The organism is Sorangium sp. So ce385, assembly GCF_051474135.1.
GTDB classification, from domain to species: domain Bacteria; phylum Myxococcota_A; class Polyangia; order Polyangiales; family Polyangiaceae; genus Sorangium; species Sorangium cellulosum_D.
The window spans coordinates 9,384,463-9,402,557 of the sequence record NZ_CP150337.1; the positions used below are offsets into that span (position 1 = coordinate 9,384,463).

General features: G+C 74.3%; 15 protein-coding genes. 10 read left to right on the top strand and 5 right to left on the bottom strand.

Annotated features, from left to right (window positions below):
• Window positions 1-82 precede the first annotated feature (82 nt).
• From WME83_RS34060 to WME83_RS34090, 7 genes are all read left to right on the top strand, one after another.
• Entirely contained in the window at window positions 83-214 is a 132-nt protein-coding gene (locus tag WME83_RS34060) for a hypothetical protein (protein ID WP_257792738.1), read from the top strand.
• A gap of 360 nt (window positions 215-574) precedes the next feature.
• Window positions 575-1,357, top strand: a complete 783-nt coding sequence (locus tag WME83_RS34065) for an ABC transporter permease (RefSeq protein WP_437313883.1) — start codon at window positions 575-577, stop codon at window positions 1,355-1,357.
• Entirely contained in the window at window positions 1,357-2,457 is a 1,101-nt protein-coding gene (locus tag WME83_RS34070; protein ID WP_437313884.1) for an ABC transporter substrate-binding protein, read from the top strand. Before WME83_RS34065 ends, WME83_RS34070 begins: the two co-directional genes overlap by 1 nt.
• A 133-nt stretch (window positions 2,458-2,590) precedes the next feature.
• Window positions 2,591-4,144 carry a hypothetical protein gene (locus WME83_RS34075; protein ID WP_437313885.1) on the top strand — a complete coding sequence of 518 codons (1,554 nt, stop codon included), beginning with the start codon at window positions 2,591-2,593 and terminating at the stop codon, window positions 4,142-4,144.
• 97 nt (window positions 4,145-4,241) lie between these two features.
• On the top strand, window positions 4,242-5,567 hold the full coding sequence (locus WME83_RS34080; protein ID WP_437313886.1) for an NAD(P)/FAD-dependent oxidoreductase: 1,326 nt from the start codon (window positions 4,242-4,244) through the stop codon (window positions 5,565-5,567).
• Window positions 5,564-6,535, top strand: coding sequence for an RNA polymerase sigma factor SigJ (gene sigJ, locus WME83_RS34085; protein ID WP_437313887.1), 972 nt, complete (start codon window positions 5,564-5,566; stop codon window positions 6,533-6,535). The genes WME83_RS34080 and sigJ overlap by 4 nt, the downstream gene beginning before the upstream one ends.
• Window positions 6,536-7,072: 537 nt before the next feature.
• Window positions 7,073-8,194, top strand: a complete 1,122-nt coding sequence (locus WME83_RS34090; protein ID WP_437313888.1) for an SMP-30/gluconolactonase/LRE family protein — start codon at window positions 7,073-7,075, stop codon at window positions 8,192-8,194.
• 55 nt (window positions 8,195-8,249) lie between these two features.
• Here the strand turns inward: WME83_RS34090 and WME83_RS34095 are convergent, their stop codons facing one another.
• On the bottom strand, window positions 8,250-10,622 hold the full coding sequence (locus WME83_RS34095) for a glutamine amidotransferase (protein ID WP_437313889.1): 2,373 nt from the start codon (window positions 10,620-10,622) through the stop codon (window positions 8,250-8,252).
• A gap of 279 nt (window positions 10,623-10,901) precedes the next feature.
• Here WME83_RS34095 and WME83_RS34100 point away from each other — a divergent pair, with 279 nt between their 5' ends.
• Window positions 10,902-12,398 (top strand): PAS domain-containing protein, encoded by a 1,497-nt coding sequence (locus tag WME83_RS34100; protein ID WP_437313890.1) that lies wholly within the window; start codon window positions 10,902-10,904, stop codon window positions 12,396-12,398.
• 74 nt (window positions 12,399-12,472) lie between these two features.
• Here WME83_RS34100 and WME83_RS34105 read toward each other — a convergent pair whose 3' ends face one another.
• The 4 genes from WME83_RS34105 to WME83_RS34120 all read right to left on the bottom strand — a co-directional run bounded on the left by WME83_RS34105 (window position 12,473) and on the right by WME83_RS34120 (window position 15,075).
• Window positions 12,473-13,081 carry a hypothetical protein gene (locus WME83_RS34105; RefSeq protein ID WP_437313891.1) on the bottom strand — a complete coding sequence of 203 codons (609 nt, stop codon included), beginning with the start codon at window positions 13,079-13,081 and terminating at the stop codon, window positions 12,473-12,475.
• A gap of 78 nt (window positions 13,082-13,159) precedes the next feature.
• Entirely contained in the window at window positions 13,160-13,576 is a 417-nt protein-coding gene (locus WME83_RS34110) for a hypothetical protein (RefSeq protein ID WP_437313892.1), read from the bottom strand.
• 6 nt (window positions 13,577-13,582) lie between these two features.
• Window positions 13,583-14,443, bottom strand: a complete 861-nt coding sequence (locus WME83_RS34115) for a DUF4159 domain-containing protein (RefSeq protein WP_437313893.1) — start codon at window positions 14,441-14,443, stop codon at window positions 13,583-13,585.
• Window positions 14,440-15,075 carry a hypothetical protein gene (locus WME83_RS34120; protein ID WP_437313894.1) on the bottom strand — a complete coding sequence of 212 codons (636 nt, stop codon included), beginning with the start codon at window positions 15,073-15,075 and terminating at the stop codon, window positions 14,440-14,442. The genes WME83_RS34115 and WME83_RS34120 overlap by 4 nt, the downstream gene beginning before the upstream one ends.
• Window positions 15,076-15,271: 196 nt before the next feature.
• Between WME83_RS34120 and WME83_RS34125 the strand changes: the two genes are divergently transcribed.
• Together WME83_RS34125 and WME83_RS34130 are read left to right on the top strand one after the other, a co-directional pair.
• Window positions 15,272-16,735: an N-6 DNA methylase gene (locus tag WME83_RS34125; protein ID WP_437313895.1), complete on the top strand. Its 1,464-nt coding sequence runs from the start codon at window positions 15,272-15,274 to the stop codon at window positions 16,733-16,735.
• Window positions 16,732-18,093: a restriction endonuclease subunit S gene (locus tag WME83_RS34130; protein WP_437313896.1), complete on the top strand. Its 1,362-nt coding sequence runs from the start codon at window positions 16,732-16,734 to the stop codon at window positions 18,091-18,093. The genes WME83_RS34125 and WME83_RS34130 overlap by 4 nt, the downstream gene beginning before the upstream one ends.
• Window positions 18,094-18,095 lie beyond the last annotated feature (2 nt).

Genomic DNA, 18,095 nt, shown 5'->3' on the forward strand with positions numbered 1-18,095 from the left:
GTTCGTGACGCCGCCACCGGAGTTGGTGCTAGCCTCGCTCAAGGTGGATTTTTAACAACGCATCCACCGAGGCGGTGCTCCCATGGGTGACAAATCTCCGAAGGCCAAAGAGCGACAGAAGAAGCAGGACGCGGCGGAGAAGAACCAGAAGAAGGTAGCTGCGACCGCCAAGGCGTCGCCTGCTCCGGCCGCGCCTGCCAAGAAGAGCAAGTAGTCGGGGAGGCGCCGCGCTCAGCGCCCTTCACGCCCCGTCTCGACAAAGCCCCCTTTCACCAGAGCCCCTCCTTCCTCCCGCAGCCGCGGGTGTTCCGGACGCATAGAGCGCCATCGCGGGCGAGCACCGGCCACACGATGCGTCGCTCTCCACCCCATCTCTCCTCGATCGCAGAGGGCCCTCGACGCAGCCCCTCCGCGCTGTGCTCTCGGCGTCTCCGCCTCTGCGTCTCCTCGCGTCGAGTCGCTCTCTCCGCTGCGCGCTCGGGCCGTCGTGCCTGGGCCGCGCCCGCGCGCCGGCCGGATTTCCTCCGCCAGGCCTCTTCCTGGCGAGGCGACCCCGCGCTATGAGGCTCGAGCCGTGCGACCCACTCTGCTCCAGGCCGTCGCGCCGCCGCTCGCCGCGCTCGTGCTCGTGCTCGTGCTCTGGGAGGTGCTCGCCCGCGCGCTCGGCATCCCCGCCTACCTCCTGCCGCCCCCCTCGGACGTGGCCCGCGCGGGCGCAGGGGACGCCGCCACCCTGCTCGCGGGCGCCGCCACCACCGCGAAGGCCGCGCTCGCCGGCTTCTGCCTCAGCGCCGCGGTCGGCGTGCTCGCCGCCATCGCGCTCGCCTCGTCGCGCCCGCTCGAGAGGGCGCTCTACCCCTATACCGTCTTCCTGCAGACCGTCCCGATCGTCGCCATCGCCCCGCTGCTCGTGCTCTGGTGCGGCCCCGGCCTGCGCGCGGTCGCGGTCTCGGCGTTCATCGTCTCCGTGTTCCCGGTGATCGCGAACACGCTCACCGGACTGCGCTCCGTCGAGCCCGCGCTGCGCGATCTCTTCCGGCTCTACGGCGCCCGCCGCTTCGCCATGCTCCGCAAGCTCGAGCTCCCCTCGGCGCTGCCCCACATCGTGACCGGGCTCCGGATCGCGGCGGGCCTCGCCGTCATCGGCGCCATCGTCGGCGAGTTCGTCGCCGGCTTCTCGGAGGACGCCGCCGGCCTCGGCATCCTGGTCCTCTCCGCCTACCGCCAGCTGCGCACGGATCTGCTCTTCGCCGCCGTGCTGCTCGCCTCCGCGCTCGGCCTCGCGCTCTTCGGCGCCGTCGACCTCGCCGGCAAGCGGCTCTTGCGGCGCTGGCATCCTTCGGAGATCAATCGCTGATGCACTCCCGTGACAGCCGCCGGCTGGCCCTCCAGCGCCTCGCCTCCCTCGTCGCCGTCCCCCTCTTCGCCCCCGCCTGCTCGCGCTCGTCGTCGCCCGAAGGCGACGGCCGCTCCTCGGCCCCCTCCCCGCAGGGAAGCGCGCCGGCCGCGCCCGCCCAGGGCGCGCCTGCGGCGCCCGCCCAGGGCGCGTCGGCAGCGCCGGCTCAGGCCGCGCCGGCCGCGAAGGTGAAGCTCGCGCTCAACTGGGTCCCGGAGCCCGAGTTCGGCGGCTTCTACGCGGCGCGCGAGTCGGGCGCGTTCGCGAAGGAGGGGCTCGAGGTCGAGATCCTCGGCGGCGGCGCCGGCGTGCCGGTCGTCCAGATGGTGGCCGGCGGGCAGGTGGATTTCGGCCTCTCCGGCGCCGACGAGGTGCTCACCGCCCGCGCCCGCGGGGCGGACGTGCTCCCCCTCTTCGCCGTGTTCCAGACCTCGCCGCAGGCCATCATGACCCACGAGAGCCGCGGCGCGAAGGGCATCGCCGACATCCTCACGTCGGGCGGCACGCTCGCCATCGAGCCGGGGCTGCCGTACGCCGCGTACCTCAAGAAGAAGTACGGCTTCAACAAGGTGAAGGTGGTGCCGTACGACGGCGGCGTCGCCCGCTTCGTCGCCGACAAGGACTTCTCGCAGCAGTGCTTCATCACCGCCGAGCCGATCGCGGCCAAGCGCAAGGGGAGCGATCCCGCCGCGTTCCTCGTCGCCAGCGAGGGGTTCAACCCGTACGTGGTGGTCGTGATCACGCGCGCGGCGCTCTGGAAGGAGAACCCGGAGCGCGTCCGCGCCTTCATCCGCGCCACGCGGGAGGGCTGGCGCACCTACCTGCACGATCCGACCCGCGCCAACGAGGTCATGGCCAAGCTGAACACGTCGATGGACGCGGAGACCTTCGTCGCCGCCGCGGAGGCGCAGCGGCCGCTCATCGAGACCCCGGAGACCAAGGAGAAGGGCATCGGCGTGATGACCCGCGAGCGCTGGGAGACGCTCGCGAAGCAGCTCGCCGACCTCGGCGTGCTGGAGAAGGTGCCGCCGATCGACGACCTGCTCGTCGCCGCGCACTGATCGACGCGGCAGGCGCGCCTCCCGCGCAGCGCGAGGCGAGATCTCGGCGCGCGACTTCGTCTAGAATGCGGCGCGCGCGCGTCGCGCCCCCACGGCGCCGCCGCGCCACAACGCAAGGGAAACACCGCCCTCCATGGCTTCCACGCATCGACCTCGGGCCAGCCGGCTCCCGTTCGCCTCGCTGCCCCTCGCGGCGGCGTACGTGCCCGCCGCCGTCGCCGTCGCCGTCGCCTCCGGCGCGTGCGGCAAGGAGTTCACGGCGCGCCCGCCCGACGCGTCGACGAGCTCGAGCACCGGCGGCGGGAGCGGCGGGGGCGGCGGGAGCGGCGGCGGGTGCCCGGGCGGCGGCGAGGTGTGCGGCGACACCTGCGTCGACACGAAGACGGACGCGGAGCACTGCGGCGCGTGCGACGTCGTCTGCTCGGCCTTCGGCGGCACGCCGAGCTGCAACGACGGCGTCTGCCAGTCGCCGGCGTGCGAGGAGGACCGCGGCGACTGCGACAAAGACCCCGAGAACGGCTGCGAGGAGGACCTCCTCACGAGCCTCTCCCACTGCGGCAGCTGCGACAAGCCGTGCAGCGGCCAGTGCGTGCGGGGCGCCTGCGTCGTGCCGAAGCACATCTCGGCCGGCACCGATTACACCTGCGCGGCGCTCAGCGACGGCACGGTCTGGTGCTGGGGCAGGAACACCTGGGGCAACCTCGGCGACGGCACGCAGCAGCAGGATCGGCCGATCCCGAGGCAGGTCGTCGGCCTCGGCGGCGAGGCCGACACGGTCGCGACGAGCATCTCCTCGGCGCGCTCGCACACCTGCGCGGTGCTGACCGACGGCGCCGTGGCGTGCTGGGGCGCAGGCAACAGCGGGCAGCTCGGCGACGGCGAGGCGATGAACGCCCTCTCCCCCGTGCGCGCGAAGGACCTCGCGGGCGCGACCCAGGTCGCCGTCGGCGGGAGCCACACCTGCGCGGTCACGACGTCGCACGATCTCTGGTGCTGGGGCGAGGGCAGCTCCGGCCAGCTCGGGTACGGGGACGAGGCCGATCAGTTCGAGCCCACCGTGGTCCTCGACGGCGTGGCCTCGGTGAGCGCCGGCCTGTCGCACACCTGCGCGGGCATGATCGAGCGGATGGGCGAGCGCCTGATGAGCTGCTGGGGCCACAACGAGAGCGGTCAGCTCGGCTCCGGCAACTTCCAGCCGTCGAGCGTCCCGGTGACCATCGCGGGCCTCACGAGCGTCGCGATCACGGCCGCGGGCGCCTTGCACACGTGCGCCGCGCCGGCGACCGGCGCGGCCTCCTGCTGGGGCGAGGGCGCGCAGTTCCGCCTCGGGACAGGCACCGTGAACGTCGAGGCGGCGCCGCGCGAGATCCCGGACCTCGCGGACGTGAGCCGGCTCTCGCTCGGCGCGAAGCACTCCGGCGCGGTGCTGGCCAACGGACAGGCGCTGCTGTGGGGCGACAACGCGAAGGGGCAGCTCGGCAACGGGACGCAGGACCCCGCCTTCACCCCGCAGCCGCTCGATCTGACCGACGTGGTCGAGCTGGCCCTCGGGGCGGACCACACCTGCGCGCTCAGGCGCACGGGCGAGATGCGCTGCTGGGGCGACAACCGGAACGGCGAGCTGGGCGACGGGACCAACGAGCCGCGGCTCGTGCCGACGCCCGTCAAGTGGCCGTCGCGGCCGTAGGCGCGGGCTCCGGACGAATCCGGCGACCGCCATGTCACAACCGGGTCCCCCCTCTCGTCTTGCCGCCGAGCCCCGGGCTGCGGGGCGGGAGGAACTCATGGACGAGAGGAAGCAGGGCGGGACGAAGGTCTCCGGCGGCGCCCGGGTCGTGGTGATCGGGGGCGGGTACGCGGGCGTGGCGGCGGCGCTGCGGATCGCCGGCAAGGCGGCCCGCCGCCGCGTGCCGGTCTCGGTCGCGCTGGTGAACCCGTCGCCGCTCTTCGTCGAGCGGATCCGGCTGCACGAGCTCGCCGCCGGCAAGGCGCCTCGCCGGATCGAGCTCGCGCGGCTCCTCGGGGCGCGGGGGATCGAGCTCGTGCTCGGCCGCGCCCGCAGGATCGACGCGGCGGCGCGCGCGGTCGAGGTGGAGCTCGCCGGCGGCGGGGACGCCGGGGTCGAGACGCGGCGGCTCGGCTACGACGCGCTCGTGTACGCGCCCGGCAGCGGGGCGGCGCAGGAGATCGTGCCGGGCGGCGGCGAGCACGCGCTCTCCGTGGCGGACGCCGCGAGCGCGCGCGCGCTCCAGGAGCGCCTGCGCGCGGCGCCGCCCGGCGGCCGGGTGGTCGTGGTGGGCGGCGGGCTCACGGCGATCGAGACCGCGGCGGAGATCGCCGAGGCGTTCCCCGCGCTCCGCGTCACGCTCGCGACGCGCGGGCGCGTCGGCGAGGGCCTGTCGGTCGGCGGGCGCGCGTACGTCGGCCGGGCGCTCCGCGAGCTCGGCGTCGCGATCCGCGAGGGCGCGCGCGCGGTCGCCGTCGACGCGAGCGGCCTCGCCGTCGCCCCGGAGGCGAGCGGCGCCGCCCCGGGCGCCGGCGCGGCCGAGCGCCTGGCCGCCGACATCGTCGTCCTCGCCGCGGGCTTCCGGCCGGCGGCGCTCGCCGAGAGCTCCGGGCTCGCCACCGTGGCCGGCGGGCGGCTCGCCGTCGACCGGTGGCTCCGCGCGCCCGCGCACCCGGAGATCTGGGGCGCGGGCGACGCCGCGGCCGTGCTCGACGGCGACGGCGCGCCGCTGCGCATGGGCTGCGCCACCGCCATGCCGCAGGCCGCGTACGCGGCGGACAGCGTCGTCGCCGCGCTCGCCGGCGACGCGCCGCCGCCGCCGTTCCGCTTCGCGTTCTTCATCCAGTGCATCAGCCTCGGCCGGCAGCGCGGGCTCATCCAGCGGGTCGATCCCCGGGACAGGCCGCTCGATCGGGTGATCACCGGCCGCCTGGGCGCGTGGGCGAAGGAGCTCGTCTGCCGCTTCACGGTCGCGGCGATCCGCCTCGAGGCGCTCCGCGCCGGCGGTCACGGCTGGCCCGGGCAGGCGCGACGGCCGCGGGGCGCGCGATCGCTCGGCGCCGCCGCTCCCGGCCAGCGGCTCCCGTCCGGGGCCGCGACATGAGCGCCGCCGCGGGCGTGAGCGCCGAGTGCTTCACGGCGCACCGGCGCTCCCTCTTCGGCCTCGCCTACCGGATGCTCGGCAGCGCGGCCGAGGCCGAGGACGTGGTCCAGGAGGCGTACCTGCGCGCGCGGTCCGCCGGGGAGGTGCCCGAGGCGCCGGGGCCGTACCTCGCCACGATCGTGACGCGCCTCTGCCTGGACGTGCTGAAGTCGGCGCGCGCGCGGCGCGAGGCGTACGTGGGGCCGTGGCTGCCCGAGCCCGTGCCGACCGGCGATCTGCTCGACGTCGGCGGGGCCGCGGCGGGCTACCCGGGCGAGCGCGCCGGCGCGGAGAGCCCGGCGGCGCGCATGGACCGGGTCGAGTCGATCTCGATGGCGTTCCTCGTGGTCCTCGAGAGCCTGTCGCCGCTCGAGCGCGCCGCGCTGATCCTGCGCGACGTGTTCGACTGGGAGTTCGACGCCCTCGCCGGGGCGCTCGGCCGCTCGCCTGCGGCGTGCCGGCAGCTCGTGCACCGGGCGCGCGAGCACGTGGCCGCGCGCCAGCCGCGGTTCCGCGCCACGGAGGCGGAGCGGCGGCGCCTGTTCGAAGCGTTCCTCGACGCGGCGGCGCGCGGCGACGCGGGCGCCCTCGCCGCGATCCTCGCCGAGGGCGCGAGCGTGACCCCGGACTCCGGCGGCAAGGCCAGCGCGGCGCGCCGGGTGCTGAGCGGCCGCGATCGCATCACGCGCTACATCATCGGCCTGTGGCGGAAGGGCGCCGGCGCGATCGTCACCCGCGTCGCGTCGGTCAACGGCGCGCCCGCCCTCCTCGTTTACGAGGGCGCGCGGCTCGCGACCGCCGTCGGCCTCGACGCCTCGCCCGCCGGCATCGACGCGATCTGGCTCATGCGCAATCCCGACAAGCTGGCCCGGCTCGGGGCCGCGCTCCCGCTGCCCCCGTCGCGCGGCCTGCCCGACGCGCGCGCGTGACCGGCGCGCGCGCGTGACCGACGCCGGCGCATCGCGCCGAGCCCGCGCCGACGAAACAGTGCTCGGCGCGCGATTCAATGGCAATCGGACAATCGGGCGGCAACTAACCGCAATCCAACGGCAACTCGCCGCAATCCGGCGGCAATCCAGCGGCTGTCCAACGGCGCCGGCAACAGGGCGACATCCGCCTGTTACACACACGTGTCAGCACGTGGGGGCACGTGGTTCAGCGGGGGCGCAAAAAACATGAATGCGAAAGTGCGCAGATGCATTCATAGTAAAGACTGTAACCTAACCGTGCCGCGCAGCCGGCATCACCGAGGCTGCCGAGACTTCAGAGACCAAAGAAAATTATCTCGACAGCCGATTGGCTTATCGGCATATACTCCAGCCATCATGGACGCGTCTTCGTCCTGACGAGGCCGGGCCGATCGCACCTTGGCTTCTCGATAGCGTTCATCAGCGTCTCTTTCGAGCGTCCACTTCGACAACCCCGGTCCGTGAGCCACGGACCCAGGAGGGATCATGTCGCATTTTATGCAGTCGAAACTATCCCGCTCCAGCAAAACGGGGCTTGTTTGCGGCGCGCTGTCGCTCCTCTCCGTCGCATCGGCGCTGGTCTCGGATCCGGCCTGGGCGATGGCGCCATGGCACGGTCCGATCAGGCCGTTCGCGACGTTCCCGACGCCTCCCGGGTTCCCTGAGGGGATCGCGGTCGATGGCAATCGGGTCTTCGTGTCGGGTCCGGCGACGTTCGGCACCGCGGGATCGGGGCCGTCGAAGATCGTCGTTTACGACAGGGACAGCAGGGCCCTGAAGAGCACGATCACGGTGGCGGGCGAGGCGCTCGACGCGGAGCATGCGCTCAGCTGCATCGCGGTCGATGGCCCGGGCCGCGTCTACGCGCTCAGCACGCAGCTCGGGCTGCTGCGCTTCACGAAGGCTGGACATCAATATGTCCAGGAGAGCTACGGCGATCCGCTGCCCGATCTCCCGCCGTGCGCGACGGCCACGCCGGGAGAGGCGTGCTCGCCGGTGCCCTTCGAGACGCCGCCGATCCCGAACGACATCGTCTTCGACGAGGACGGCTACGCTTACGTGACCGACTCGCTCCAGGCGACGATCTTCCGCTATGCGCCCGGCGGCGGCGCGCCGGAGATCTGGTTCCAGAGCATGGCGCTCGTCGGAGGGGGCCCCCAGCCGTTCGGCGTCAACGGGATCAGGCTCGATCCGCTGCGGGAGCACGTCTATTTCGCGGTCACCTTCTCCCTGGCGGATCCGAGCCTCGGGTCCATCTACCGGCTCCCCCTCGTCGACGCCCCCGAGGAGGTCGATCTGGAGCTGGTCCACGACTACGCCGCCGGCGAGGCGCCCGACGGGATCGCGTTCGGCAAGTCGGGGAAGCTCTATGTCACGCTCGCCGCGGCCAACGCGATCTCGATCCTCGACGAGGACGGGGACGAGGTGTCGCGCATCGAGAGCTCGCCCTGGGACGAGGTGCCGCTCGACGCGCCCGCCAACGTCGCCTTCAACGACGCGGCGAAGACGCTGCTCATCGTGAACCACGCGCTCCTCACCGGGAACCCCGACAACTTCGGGGTGCTGAGGGTCTGGGTCGGCGACAAGGCAGATCCGCTGGAGAAGCCGTGGCTGCCGTGAGGCGAGGCGGGTAGCCCGCGCGCGGGCCGCCCCGCGCAACGGGGCTCGTCGCGCCTCAGGCGAGCCCCCCGCGCCGGCGCACGATCCAGTGCGCGCCGAGGGCCGCTGCCGCCGCGAGCGTCCAGACCCACGGGGGCAGGAGCGGCGCGACGTGGCGCTCGGCCGCCACCTGCGTCGCGGCCGGCAGCGGCAGCGAGCCAGCGTCCGGAGGGAGCACCGACGCGCCGCCCGTGGCCCGCGCGATCTCCTCCAGGCGGGCGACGTCGGGGCGCGGATCCGCCCACTCGTCGCCGCCGCGCTCGCACGCGAAGTCGCGCCGCGTGGTCGCACCCTTCGCGTCGCCCGCGCCCTCCGCCGGGACGATCTCCACCGTGGCCGCGTAACCGCCGGGCTCGAGGCGGCCGGCCGCGAGCTCGACCGGCTCGCCGCCCTCGCCGATCCGCGCGCTCAGCGTCCGCACGACCGCGCCGCTGCCGAGGCGGGCGATCGTCACCTTGGCCTCGCCCCGCTGCCCGGCGAGCGGGCGCAGGACGAGCGTCGTCTCCTCGCCCGCGAGGCAGCCGCCGCGCGGCTCGATCGCGGCGGGCTCGAAGCGGGGGTCGCGCATGAGCCAGCCGAGCAACGCGTCCCAGAACGCGCCGTGCGCGCGGCCGGCGGAGCTCGAGGCGAACGCGCTGAAGAGCAGGCGGTGGCTGCCGTCGAGCGTCAGCGCGATCGTCCGGCCGCTCTCGTGCTCGCCCAGCGAGAGCACCGGCATCGGCGCGCCCGAGGCCGTCGTGCGGGTCGGGTGCGTCATCAGCACCGTCGCCCCGGGGAGCGGGTCGCCGACCACGTTGGTCCCCGGCATCTCGGGCATCTCGTCGCCGATCAGCGCGAGCAGCGGCGCGAGCACCGGCGCCGCGCGGCCCGCGGCGGTGATGCGCGGCACGAAGGCGCCGAGATCCACGCCGGGCGCGCTGCCGATGTCGAGATCGACCGGCAGCACGCGGGCGAGCCGCGTGCGCGCGTAGTTGCCCGGCACGAAGGCGTTCGGGCCGCCCACCATGATGAGCCCCCCGCCCTTGTCGACGTACTGGGCCAGCGCCGGCAGGTGCTTGGTCAGGCCGTACGGCTTGGCGTCGAAGTCCTGCAGGACCACCGCGTCGAAGCTCGACAGGTGCACGCTGAAGAGCTCGTCCACCGGGAAAGGGATGAGCGCGAGCTCGTCCGAGGACGCGTTCACCTCGTCGCCCGGGGTGCGCAGGATGAAGAACGCCACGACGTCGACCGAGGCGTCGGCCTTGAGCCACATCCGGAGCGCGCGCACGTCGTACGTCGGCCGGCCCGCCACGTGGAGCACCCGGATGCGATCGCGCGCGACGTCGAGCGTGACGTAGCGGACGTCGTTCTCGGGGAGCTCGTCGCCGTCCGGCGCGTCGATCGCGACCTCCAGGATGCGCGTGCCGGCGCGATCGAGCGTCACGCCGAGCTCGACCGTGCCGACGCCCCCCTCGACGTGCGCCGTGCCCGTCGCGAGCGTCGTGGGCGCGCCCTGCTCGCGGAGCTCGCGCGCGACGACGGGGACCGCGTCGCACGCGAGGCCGCCGCTGCAGCCGATGTCGATGCGGAGCGAGAGCGGCTGGTGGGCGACGGCGGCGCCGGAGGTCCGGACCGCGCGGACGCTGGCGTCGCGCAGGGACTCGGTCGCCGTCGCGACCGTGTGCACCGGGACGCCGAGCCCCTCCAGCGCGGCCCGCGTCGCCGCGGCGGTGTCCTCGGGGCCGGGGCGGTCGAGGCGGCCATCCGAGACGACGACGAACGCCGACGGCCGCTCGTCGGCGGCGCGGGCGAGCGCCTCGAGCGCGGCGCTGAGGTCCGAGCGGCGCTGCGGCCGGCCTCGCGCGGGCGGCGCGGCCGGAGCGGCGGGCGCCGCCGCGCCTGCGTCCGCGCGCGGCGTCGACGCCGGCGCGGGGCCAGCGCTGCCGCCCGGCGTCGACGCCGGCGCGGGGCCGACGCCATCGCCGGCCTGCCCGTCGGCCGGCAGCGGCGCCCCCTCGCCGAACAGGTAGCGGGAGAGCCGGACGTCGGCGCGCTTCCCGAGCTCCGCGAGCGCCCGCTCGGCGCTGTCGCGGCGGGTCCCCGCGAGGCCGGGCAGGTCCATGGACCGGGAGCCGTCGACCAGCACCACGACCTTCGGGCCGACGAGGCTCCCGCGCGACGTGACCGCGACCGGGCGGAGGATGGCGGCGAGCAGGCAGAGCACGGCGAACGCGCCCGTGATCGCGGTGGCGAGCGCCGCGCCGCGGAAGCCGCCCGACCCCGCCGCGGTCCGGCCCCGCGCGCGGACGAGCTCGAGCACGAGCAGCCCGAAGCTCAGCGCGGCGACGACGCAGGCGACGGCGACGAGCGGCGAGGAGAGATCGCCCGAGGGCGCGAGGCGCTGGGTCACGGCCGCTCCGGGAGCGAGGGAGCGAGAGCGGGTGAGGGCGAGGAGGGAGGCCCGCTGGGTGCGCCGGCGGCGTGGGAGCGCGACAGCGCGAGCAGCGAGTCGAGGGCGCGCGACACGGGCGGAGCCTAGTACATCGGGCCGGGGTGTCCCAGCCCGGCGCTCACATCGACGCCGGGCGCCCCAGCGCAGCGCCATCTCTGCGACCTGAGAGGCAACGTCAAACGGCCTACAGCAACCTTGCAACGCCGGAGATGCCCCGCGTAGGCTCGAATCTGGCCGATGGTGCGCGAAGATCTGAGCGAGGCTGGGCGGCTTAGAGAAGAGAACGCGGAGCTACGCGCGCGCGTCGCGGCGCTGGAGAAGGCGCTGGCAGAGCGATCCAACGGGCGCGCGCCGGACGGAACAGCGCTGGACGGCGCGGCGTCGAACGGCGCGGCGCTGGACGGCGCGGCGTCGAACGGCGCGGCGCTGGACGGCGCGGCGTCGAACGGCGCGGCGCTGGACGGCGCGGCGTCGAACGGCGCGGCGCTGGACGGCGCGGCGTCGAACGGCGCGGCGTCGAACGGCGCGGCGTCGAACGGCGCGGCGCTGGACGGCGCGGCGAGCGCGGGCGATCACGCCGCGCTCGACGGCTTGCCCACGGCGGTGCCGGCGGTGATCTACTGGCGCCCGGATGGCACGGTGACGCACTGGAACGACGGCGCCGAGCGCCTCTTCGGGTGGAGCGCGGGCGAGGCCCTCGGCCGCAGGCTGGCCGACCTCGTCGCCGCGGATCCCGTGTCCCCCGCCGCGGTGCGGGCGTTCGACTCCCCGCGGGCGGAGAGCCGATTCGCCGCGGCATCGAGCGAGGCCAGGACGAGAGAGGGGCACGCGCTCCGCTGCCGGTGGACCTACGCCGTGCTGCGCGACGACCGGGGCGACGCGCGCGAGATCGCCGCGATCGTCGACGACACGGGCGACCAGCGACGGAGGGAGCGGACGGTGCACGGTCGCTACCAGATGCTCCTCCAGCTCGTGGACAACGCGCGCAGCTTCATCTTCGTCAAGGACATCGCGGGACGCTACGTCTTCGCCAACCGCGCCTATGCGCAGTCCCAGCCCGTGGAGAAGCACGCCATCGAGTTCATCGGCAGGGACGACAGGGAGGCGCTGTTCCCCGGTATCGCGGAGATGCTCGCGGCGAAGGAGCAAGAGGTGATGGCCGGCGGGCGGGTCATGCATTTCGAAGAGGCCCTGCAGACCGTGAACGGTCTGCTCCACTATTTCACGGTCAAGTTCCCGATCCTCGACGAGCGCGGCGCGCCGATCGGCCTCGGCGGCATCGTCACCGAGATCACGTCCCTGCGCCGCGCGGAGGCCGAGCGGGCCGCGCTGCAGGAGGAGATCATCGCCGCGCAGCAGGCCGCCCTGCGGGAGCTGTCGACGCCGCTCATCCCGCTCGCCGACGGGGTGGTGGCGATGCCGCTGGTCGGGACGATCGACACCGGGCGCGCGGAGCAGATCATGGAGACGTTGCTCTCCGGCATCAGCAGCCAGGGCGCCCACACCGCGATCCTGGACATCACCGGCGTGCGCGCGGTCGACACGCACGTCGCGGACGCGCTGACGCGGACCGCGCGCGCGGCCCAGCTGCTCGGCACCCGCGTGGTGCTCACGGGCGTCCGCCCCGAGGTGGCGCAGACGCTGGTCACGCTCGGCGTGGACCTCTCCGGGATCACCACGCTGAGCACCTTGCAGAGCGGCATCGCGCACGCCATGCGCCACGCCCGGCGGTGACGTCGAGCTCCTCGAACGGGATGCCATGAGCCCGGCGACGCGCCGCGCTCACGGCACCCGGCGCACGGCAGCTCCTAGCGAGCCGCGGTCATCTCGGGGCTCCGTCCGTCGTGCGCGTCGAACACGAGCGTGCCCGTGAAGCCGAGGTGAAGCGACGTGAAGGCGCCGCCATACTCTCTGGCCCACATTGCGTCGAATCCGGCGTGCCCGCCGAGCCGGAACAGGGGCGTCACCGCGGCATCCACGGCCACACCGACATCCATCAGCGGAGCCTGCGCAGCGCGCGTGTGGCCGTCGGATTCTCCGGTGATCCACGCGTACCCGCCGCGCACGAAGAGCGACGGGACAATCCGCTCGCCGACGCCGAGGCGCAGGCCGCCGAGGAGACGGAAGACCGACGGATTCGACGGCAGGATCGCGGAGCCGTCGGCGACGCCGTCTCCCTGCGCGATGTGCAGGAATCCCACGCCGGCCTCGGGGGCGAGGAAGAGGCCCTTGCCCAGATTGACCTCGTACCCTGCTCGCGCTGTCATACCGAACGTCGCGCCGTTCCAGTCGGCGGCCTCCCCGACGGCGTGGCCGACATCGACGTCTCCGGACAGCGTGGGCGATGCGATCGCTGGACGGCTCAGCAGCGCGATCGCCGCAAAGGATGCTCCGAGAAAGAGAAAACCGTGCCTCATGAGGTCACCTCGTCCCGAGGTGTCTCAGCAACCATCATGCCGGGCCGCGGAGCGCGCTCGCGGCGCCGCCGGGCAGGCTCACGGCTGCGTGAGGTACCGCAGGAGCGCGGCCTCGTCGCTCGTGATCATCCGCCGGATGCCGTCCTGCCGCGCATAGCGCTGGGCCTGCATCGCGCCGACGACGGTCTGCACGAGGATGCCGATCCTGCGGAAGCCGTGGAACCAGCGCGGCCGGAGGCGGCTGATGGCGGCCTCGAACTCGGGATCGTTCCGGCCGGGGCCGGCGCGGATGTCGAGGAGGAGGGAATATCGCGGGCGGTCCATCCCCTCCATGTAACGGACGACCCCGCCCATCATGGTGTCGAGCTCCTCGAGCGAGGCGAACGGCTTGCTGCTGCGCACGTTCCACACGATGCCCAGCTGCGCGTCGACCAGGACCGTGTAGTAGTCGTTCTGCCAGACCAGCTTCGGCGCGGGGACGAGGTGATCCGGCATATCGGCTCAGGGCGCCCCGCGGGGCGCGGTGCGGGGTCGCGTGTCGTCGACGGCGCGGCGGCGCATCAGGAACGGCGCGTGCACCTGGTCGTCCTTGTAGTTCGAGCAGAGCACGTACATCGCGATGTTCACCGCGAGCCGGAACGCGCGCTCGCGCTGCGCCTCGCCCCCGGGCGTGACCTCGACGCTCGGACCGCCGCCGTCCGAGCGCGCCAGCGCGCCGGCGAGGTCGTGGTCGGAGAAGATCACCTGCGGCATGCCGCCGCGCACGATGGCCGAGAGCTTCTGCGGGCCCTCGACGCGGCCGACGGCGCGCGGGAGGAGATAGAAGGAACGGAAGACGACGTTCTCCGTGCCGATCGGGATGGGCGAGCCCTCCGGCAGGACGCGGGCGAGCTCGCGCCGCGCGGCGCGGCCGAAGGCGCCGCTCCCCGGGGCGAAATCGTCGACGAAGAGCACGCCGCCGAGCGCGAGGAAGCGCCGCAGGCCGAAGACCTCGCGCTCGGTGAGCGGCGGGATGTCGCCCTCGCCGCCCCAGAGCGCGAACGGCTCGGCCAGGAGCGCCGGGTCGTCCGCGCGGACCGTGGTCGGGTTGCGGCGCGCCGGCGCGCTCGTCCGGCGCTCCAGCTCGAACGACCAGCGCGCCGGCGCGGTGGCGCGGACGCCCTCCCAGCGCGCGTTGCCCGTGAGCAGCGGCCGCGGGTTCCACGCCCCCTCCTCGCCGAAGGCGCGCGCGGGGCGCGGCACCGCCGCGAGGAGCAGCGCCGAGACCAGCACCAGCGCCGCCGCGGCCAGGCGGCGGGGCGGCATCGCCGCGGCCAGGCGGCGGCGCCCGGATCCGCCGGCGGCGCCGAGCTGCCGTGTCAATCGAAGTCCTCCACCCGCCATACACCCGCCTCGCGCCGGAGCTTCACCTCGTGCCCACCAGGGATCTGAACCGTCGCGGAGTCGCCCGCAATCCGGACCTCGAGGCCCTCGGGTTGGGCGAGCCCCTCGACCAGCGAGCGGAGGTCGCTCTCGATGGCGCTGCGCGTCGCCGGCATGAGGACGCGCAGCAGGCCGGCGTAGCTGCGGCGCGCGAGGACGCGCCGCAGCTGCTCGAGCGCCTGCTCGGGCGTGCGGCCGCCCGCGGGCAGCGCGTCGGCGGCCGAGATCCGGAAGGCGCGCTCGCGGTCGTCGAGCTCCAGCGTCGCGATCTCGCCGTCCGGGTAGCGGACCCGGGCGCGGGTCTTGATCACCACCCCGGGCGCCGTGACGCTCCTGGCCTGCTCGGCAAGCTCGGCGCGCGCCTCGGCCACGCGCCGCCGCACCTCCTCGCGCGACATCGCGGTGCGGCTCCGCTCGCTCAGCATGCCGTAGATGGCGTCGGCGTCGCCCCGCGCGGCCGCGTCCGCGTAGGCCCGCACCGCCTCGTTCGGATCCGGGAGCGAGGGCGACGCGCAGGCGAAGCCGGCGAGCGGCACGAGGAGCGCGAGCAGCGAGGGGAGGGCGCGCGGCACGGGGCGAGCCTAGTACATCGGCGGCGGCGCGTCCCAGCGCGTGGAGGCGCGCCGCGATGACCGCCGAGGCGCGCCGCCATCGCCCGCGGGGCGCGCCGCCATCGCCCCGCGGGGCGCGCCGCCGCCGCCGTGGGGGCGCGGCCGTGGTAAGGCGGCTCGGCCCGCGCCTCCTCGACCCGAACGAAGCCATCGCCGCATGACCGATGTTGTTGGAAAGCTCTGGGGGTTCTGCCACACGCTCCGCCACGACGGCATCGACCACGGCGACTACATCGAGCAGATCACGTACCTGCTCTTCCTGAAGATGGCCGCGGAGCGAGGCCTCGACCTCTCGCGCGCCGCGCCGAGGGCGCCCGGCGGCGAGCTCGATCCGGTGGACTGCTCGTGGCCCGCCCTGCGCGCGGCGAGCGGGCAGGCGCTGCTCGACCGCTACGCCGAGGTCCTCCGGTCCCTCGAGCAGGCCCCCGGCGTGCTGGGCGAGATCTACGCGGGCTCGCAGCCGCGCTTCAAGAGCCCCGCGAACCTCCAGCGGCTCGTCGACCTCATCGACGAGATCGAGTGGACCGGCCTCGGCGTGGACATCCAGGCAGCGGCGTACGAGGGCCTCCTGGAGAAGGCCGCCGCCGAGGGCAAGAAGGGCGCCGGGCAGTACTTCACGCCGCGCGTCCTCATCCAGTCGATCGTGCGGTGCATGCGGCCCGATCCGCGGGGACAGCCGGGCTTCGCCCTCTGCGACCCGGCGTGCGGCACCGGGGGGTTCCTCGTCGCCGCCTGGGAGTGGCTCGAGGCCGAGGCGCGAGGGGCGCTCGACCGGGAGACGGCGGACCGGATCAAGTCCACGGCGTTCTTCGGTCACGAGCTCGTCGCGCGCCCCCGCCGCCTCGCCCTCATGAACCTGGTCCTCCACGGGATCGAGCCGAGGATCGCCCTCGGCGACTCGATCGACGCCCCGCCGCCCGCCGAGCGGTTCGACGTGATCCTGACGAACCCGCCCTTCGGCACGAAGGGGGCGCGCCAGACGCCGGGCCGCGAGGACTTCGCGATCGCGACCGCGAACAAGCAGCTCAACTTCATCCAGCACGTGCTGACGATCCTGAAGCCCGGCGGGCGGGCGGCGATGGTCCTGCCCGACAACTGCCTGTTCGCCGACCAGGCAGGCGCCGTGTTCGAGATCCTCGCCGAGGGCTGCGACCTGCACACGGTCCTCCGCCTGCCGCGCGGGACCTTCACGCCGTACAGCCCCGGCGTGAAGGCCAACGTCGTCTTCTTCACGAAGGGCCGCGCGACGGAGAAGGTCTGGATCTACGACGCGCGGACGAGCGTCCCGTCGATCACCAAGAAGGATCGGCCGCTCTCGCCGGCGCATTTCGCCGAGTTCGAGCGGTGCTACGGCGACGACCCCGACGGGCGGGCGGAGCGCCAGGCGGCGAGCTCCCGCGAGGGCCGATTCCGCAGCTTCGAGCTCCGCGAGATCGAGGAGCGGGAGTTCAAGCTCGACGGGTTCAAGTGGCTCCGGGAGGAGTCGCCCGACGACGCCGGCGAGCTGCCGGAGCCGGAGGAGCTGGCGACCGATGCGATCCTGGAGCTGGAAGAGGCGGTGGCCGCGCTCGGCCGCGTGCTCGCGCTGCTCGAGGGCGGGGCGAAGGCGGCCGAGGCGTGAGCGGGCGCCTGCGCCTGCCCGAAGCGTGGGCCGAGACGACGCTCGCGTCGATCTGCGCGCACCGGACCGGGAGCTCGAAGCTCATCAAGGGCAAGCTCCACGCCGAGCAGCGGCCCGGGCGCTACCAGGCGTTCAGCGCCTCCGGCCCCGACGTGTGGTGCGACCGCTGGGAGCACGAGGGCGAGGCGATCGTCGTCTCCGCCGTGGGGACGCGGTGCGGGAAGGCGTTCAAGGCGCGCGGGCGGTGGTCGGCGATCGCGAACACCCACGTGGTCTGGCCGGACGGGCGAGCCATCGATCTCGACTACCTGTTCCTCCACCTCAACGACGAGGGCTTCTGGGTGAAGGGCGGCTCCGCGCAGCCGTTCGTGAAGGTGCGCGAGAGCTTCGAGCGCCCCTTCGCGCTGCCTCCCCTCCCCGAGCAGCGCCGCATCGTCGCCAAGGTCGAGGCGCTGCTCGCCGAGGTGGACGCCGCGAAGGCGCGGCTCGCCAGGGCGTCGCTCGTCCTCCGGCGGCTCCGGCAGGCCGTGCTCTCGGCGGCGTGCTCGGGCAGGCTCACCGAGGATCTCCGCGCCCCGCCGCCGTCGCTCGCCGCCGCCGCGCCGCCTTCCGCCGAGCTCGCGGAGACCCTCGTGCGCGCGTGGCCGCTGGCGCCTCTCACGGCGAGCGACGGCGGCGGGGCGCGGCCCCTGCCGGCGTCGTGGGCCCTCTGCCCGTTCGGCGCCCTGGTGGACAACCACGACGGCAAGCGCGTCCCCCTGAACTCCACGGTTCGAGAGCGGCGCCGGGGCCCGTACCCTTATTACGGCGCCTCGGGGATCATCGACTCGATCGACGGCTATCGGTTCGACGGAGACTACCTGCTCGTCGCCGAGGACGGCGCGAACCTCCTGTCCAGGAGCACCGCGGTGGCCTTCGCCGCGAGCGGGCGGTTCTGGGTGAACAACCACGCTCACGTCCTCCAGCCGAAGCCCGGCGTCGTCCTCGGGTACCTCGAGCTGCTCCTGAACTCGCTCGATCTCCAGCACCACGTGACCGGCTCCGCGCAGCCGAAGCTCACGCAGGCGGCGCTCAACGCCATCCCCGCCCCGGTCCCCCCGACCGAGGAGCAGGCCGAGATCGTCCGCCGCGCGCGGGCGCTGTTCGCGCTCGCCGGCGCGATCGAGGAGCGCGTGACCGCCGCCGCGGCCCGGGCCGACCGGCTCCCGCAGGCGATCCTCGCCCGGGCGTTCTCTGGAGAGCTCGTCCCCACCGAGGCGGAGCTCGCCCGCGCGGAGGGCCGGGGCTACGAGCCCGCGGACGCGCTCCTGCGCCGTATCCACGGCGAGCAGGCGGGCTCCGGGACGAACAGCGGGTGATG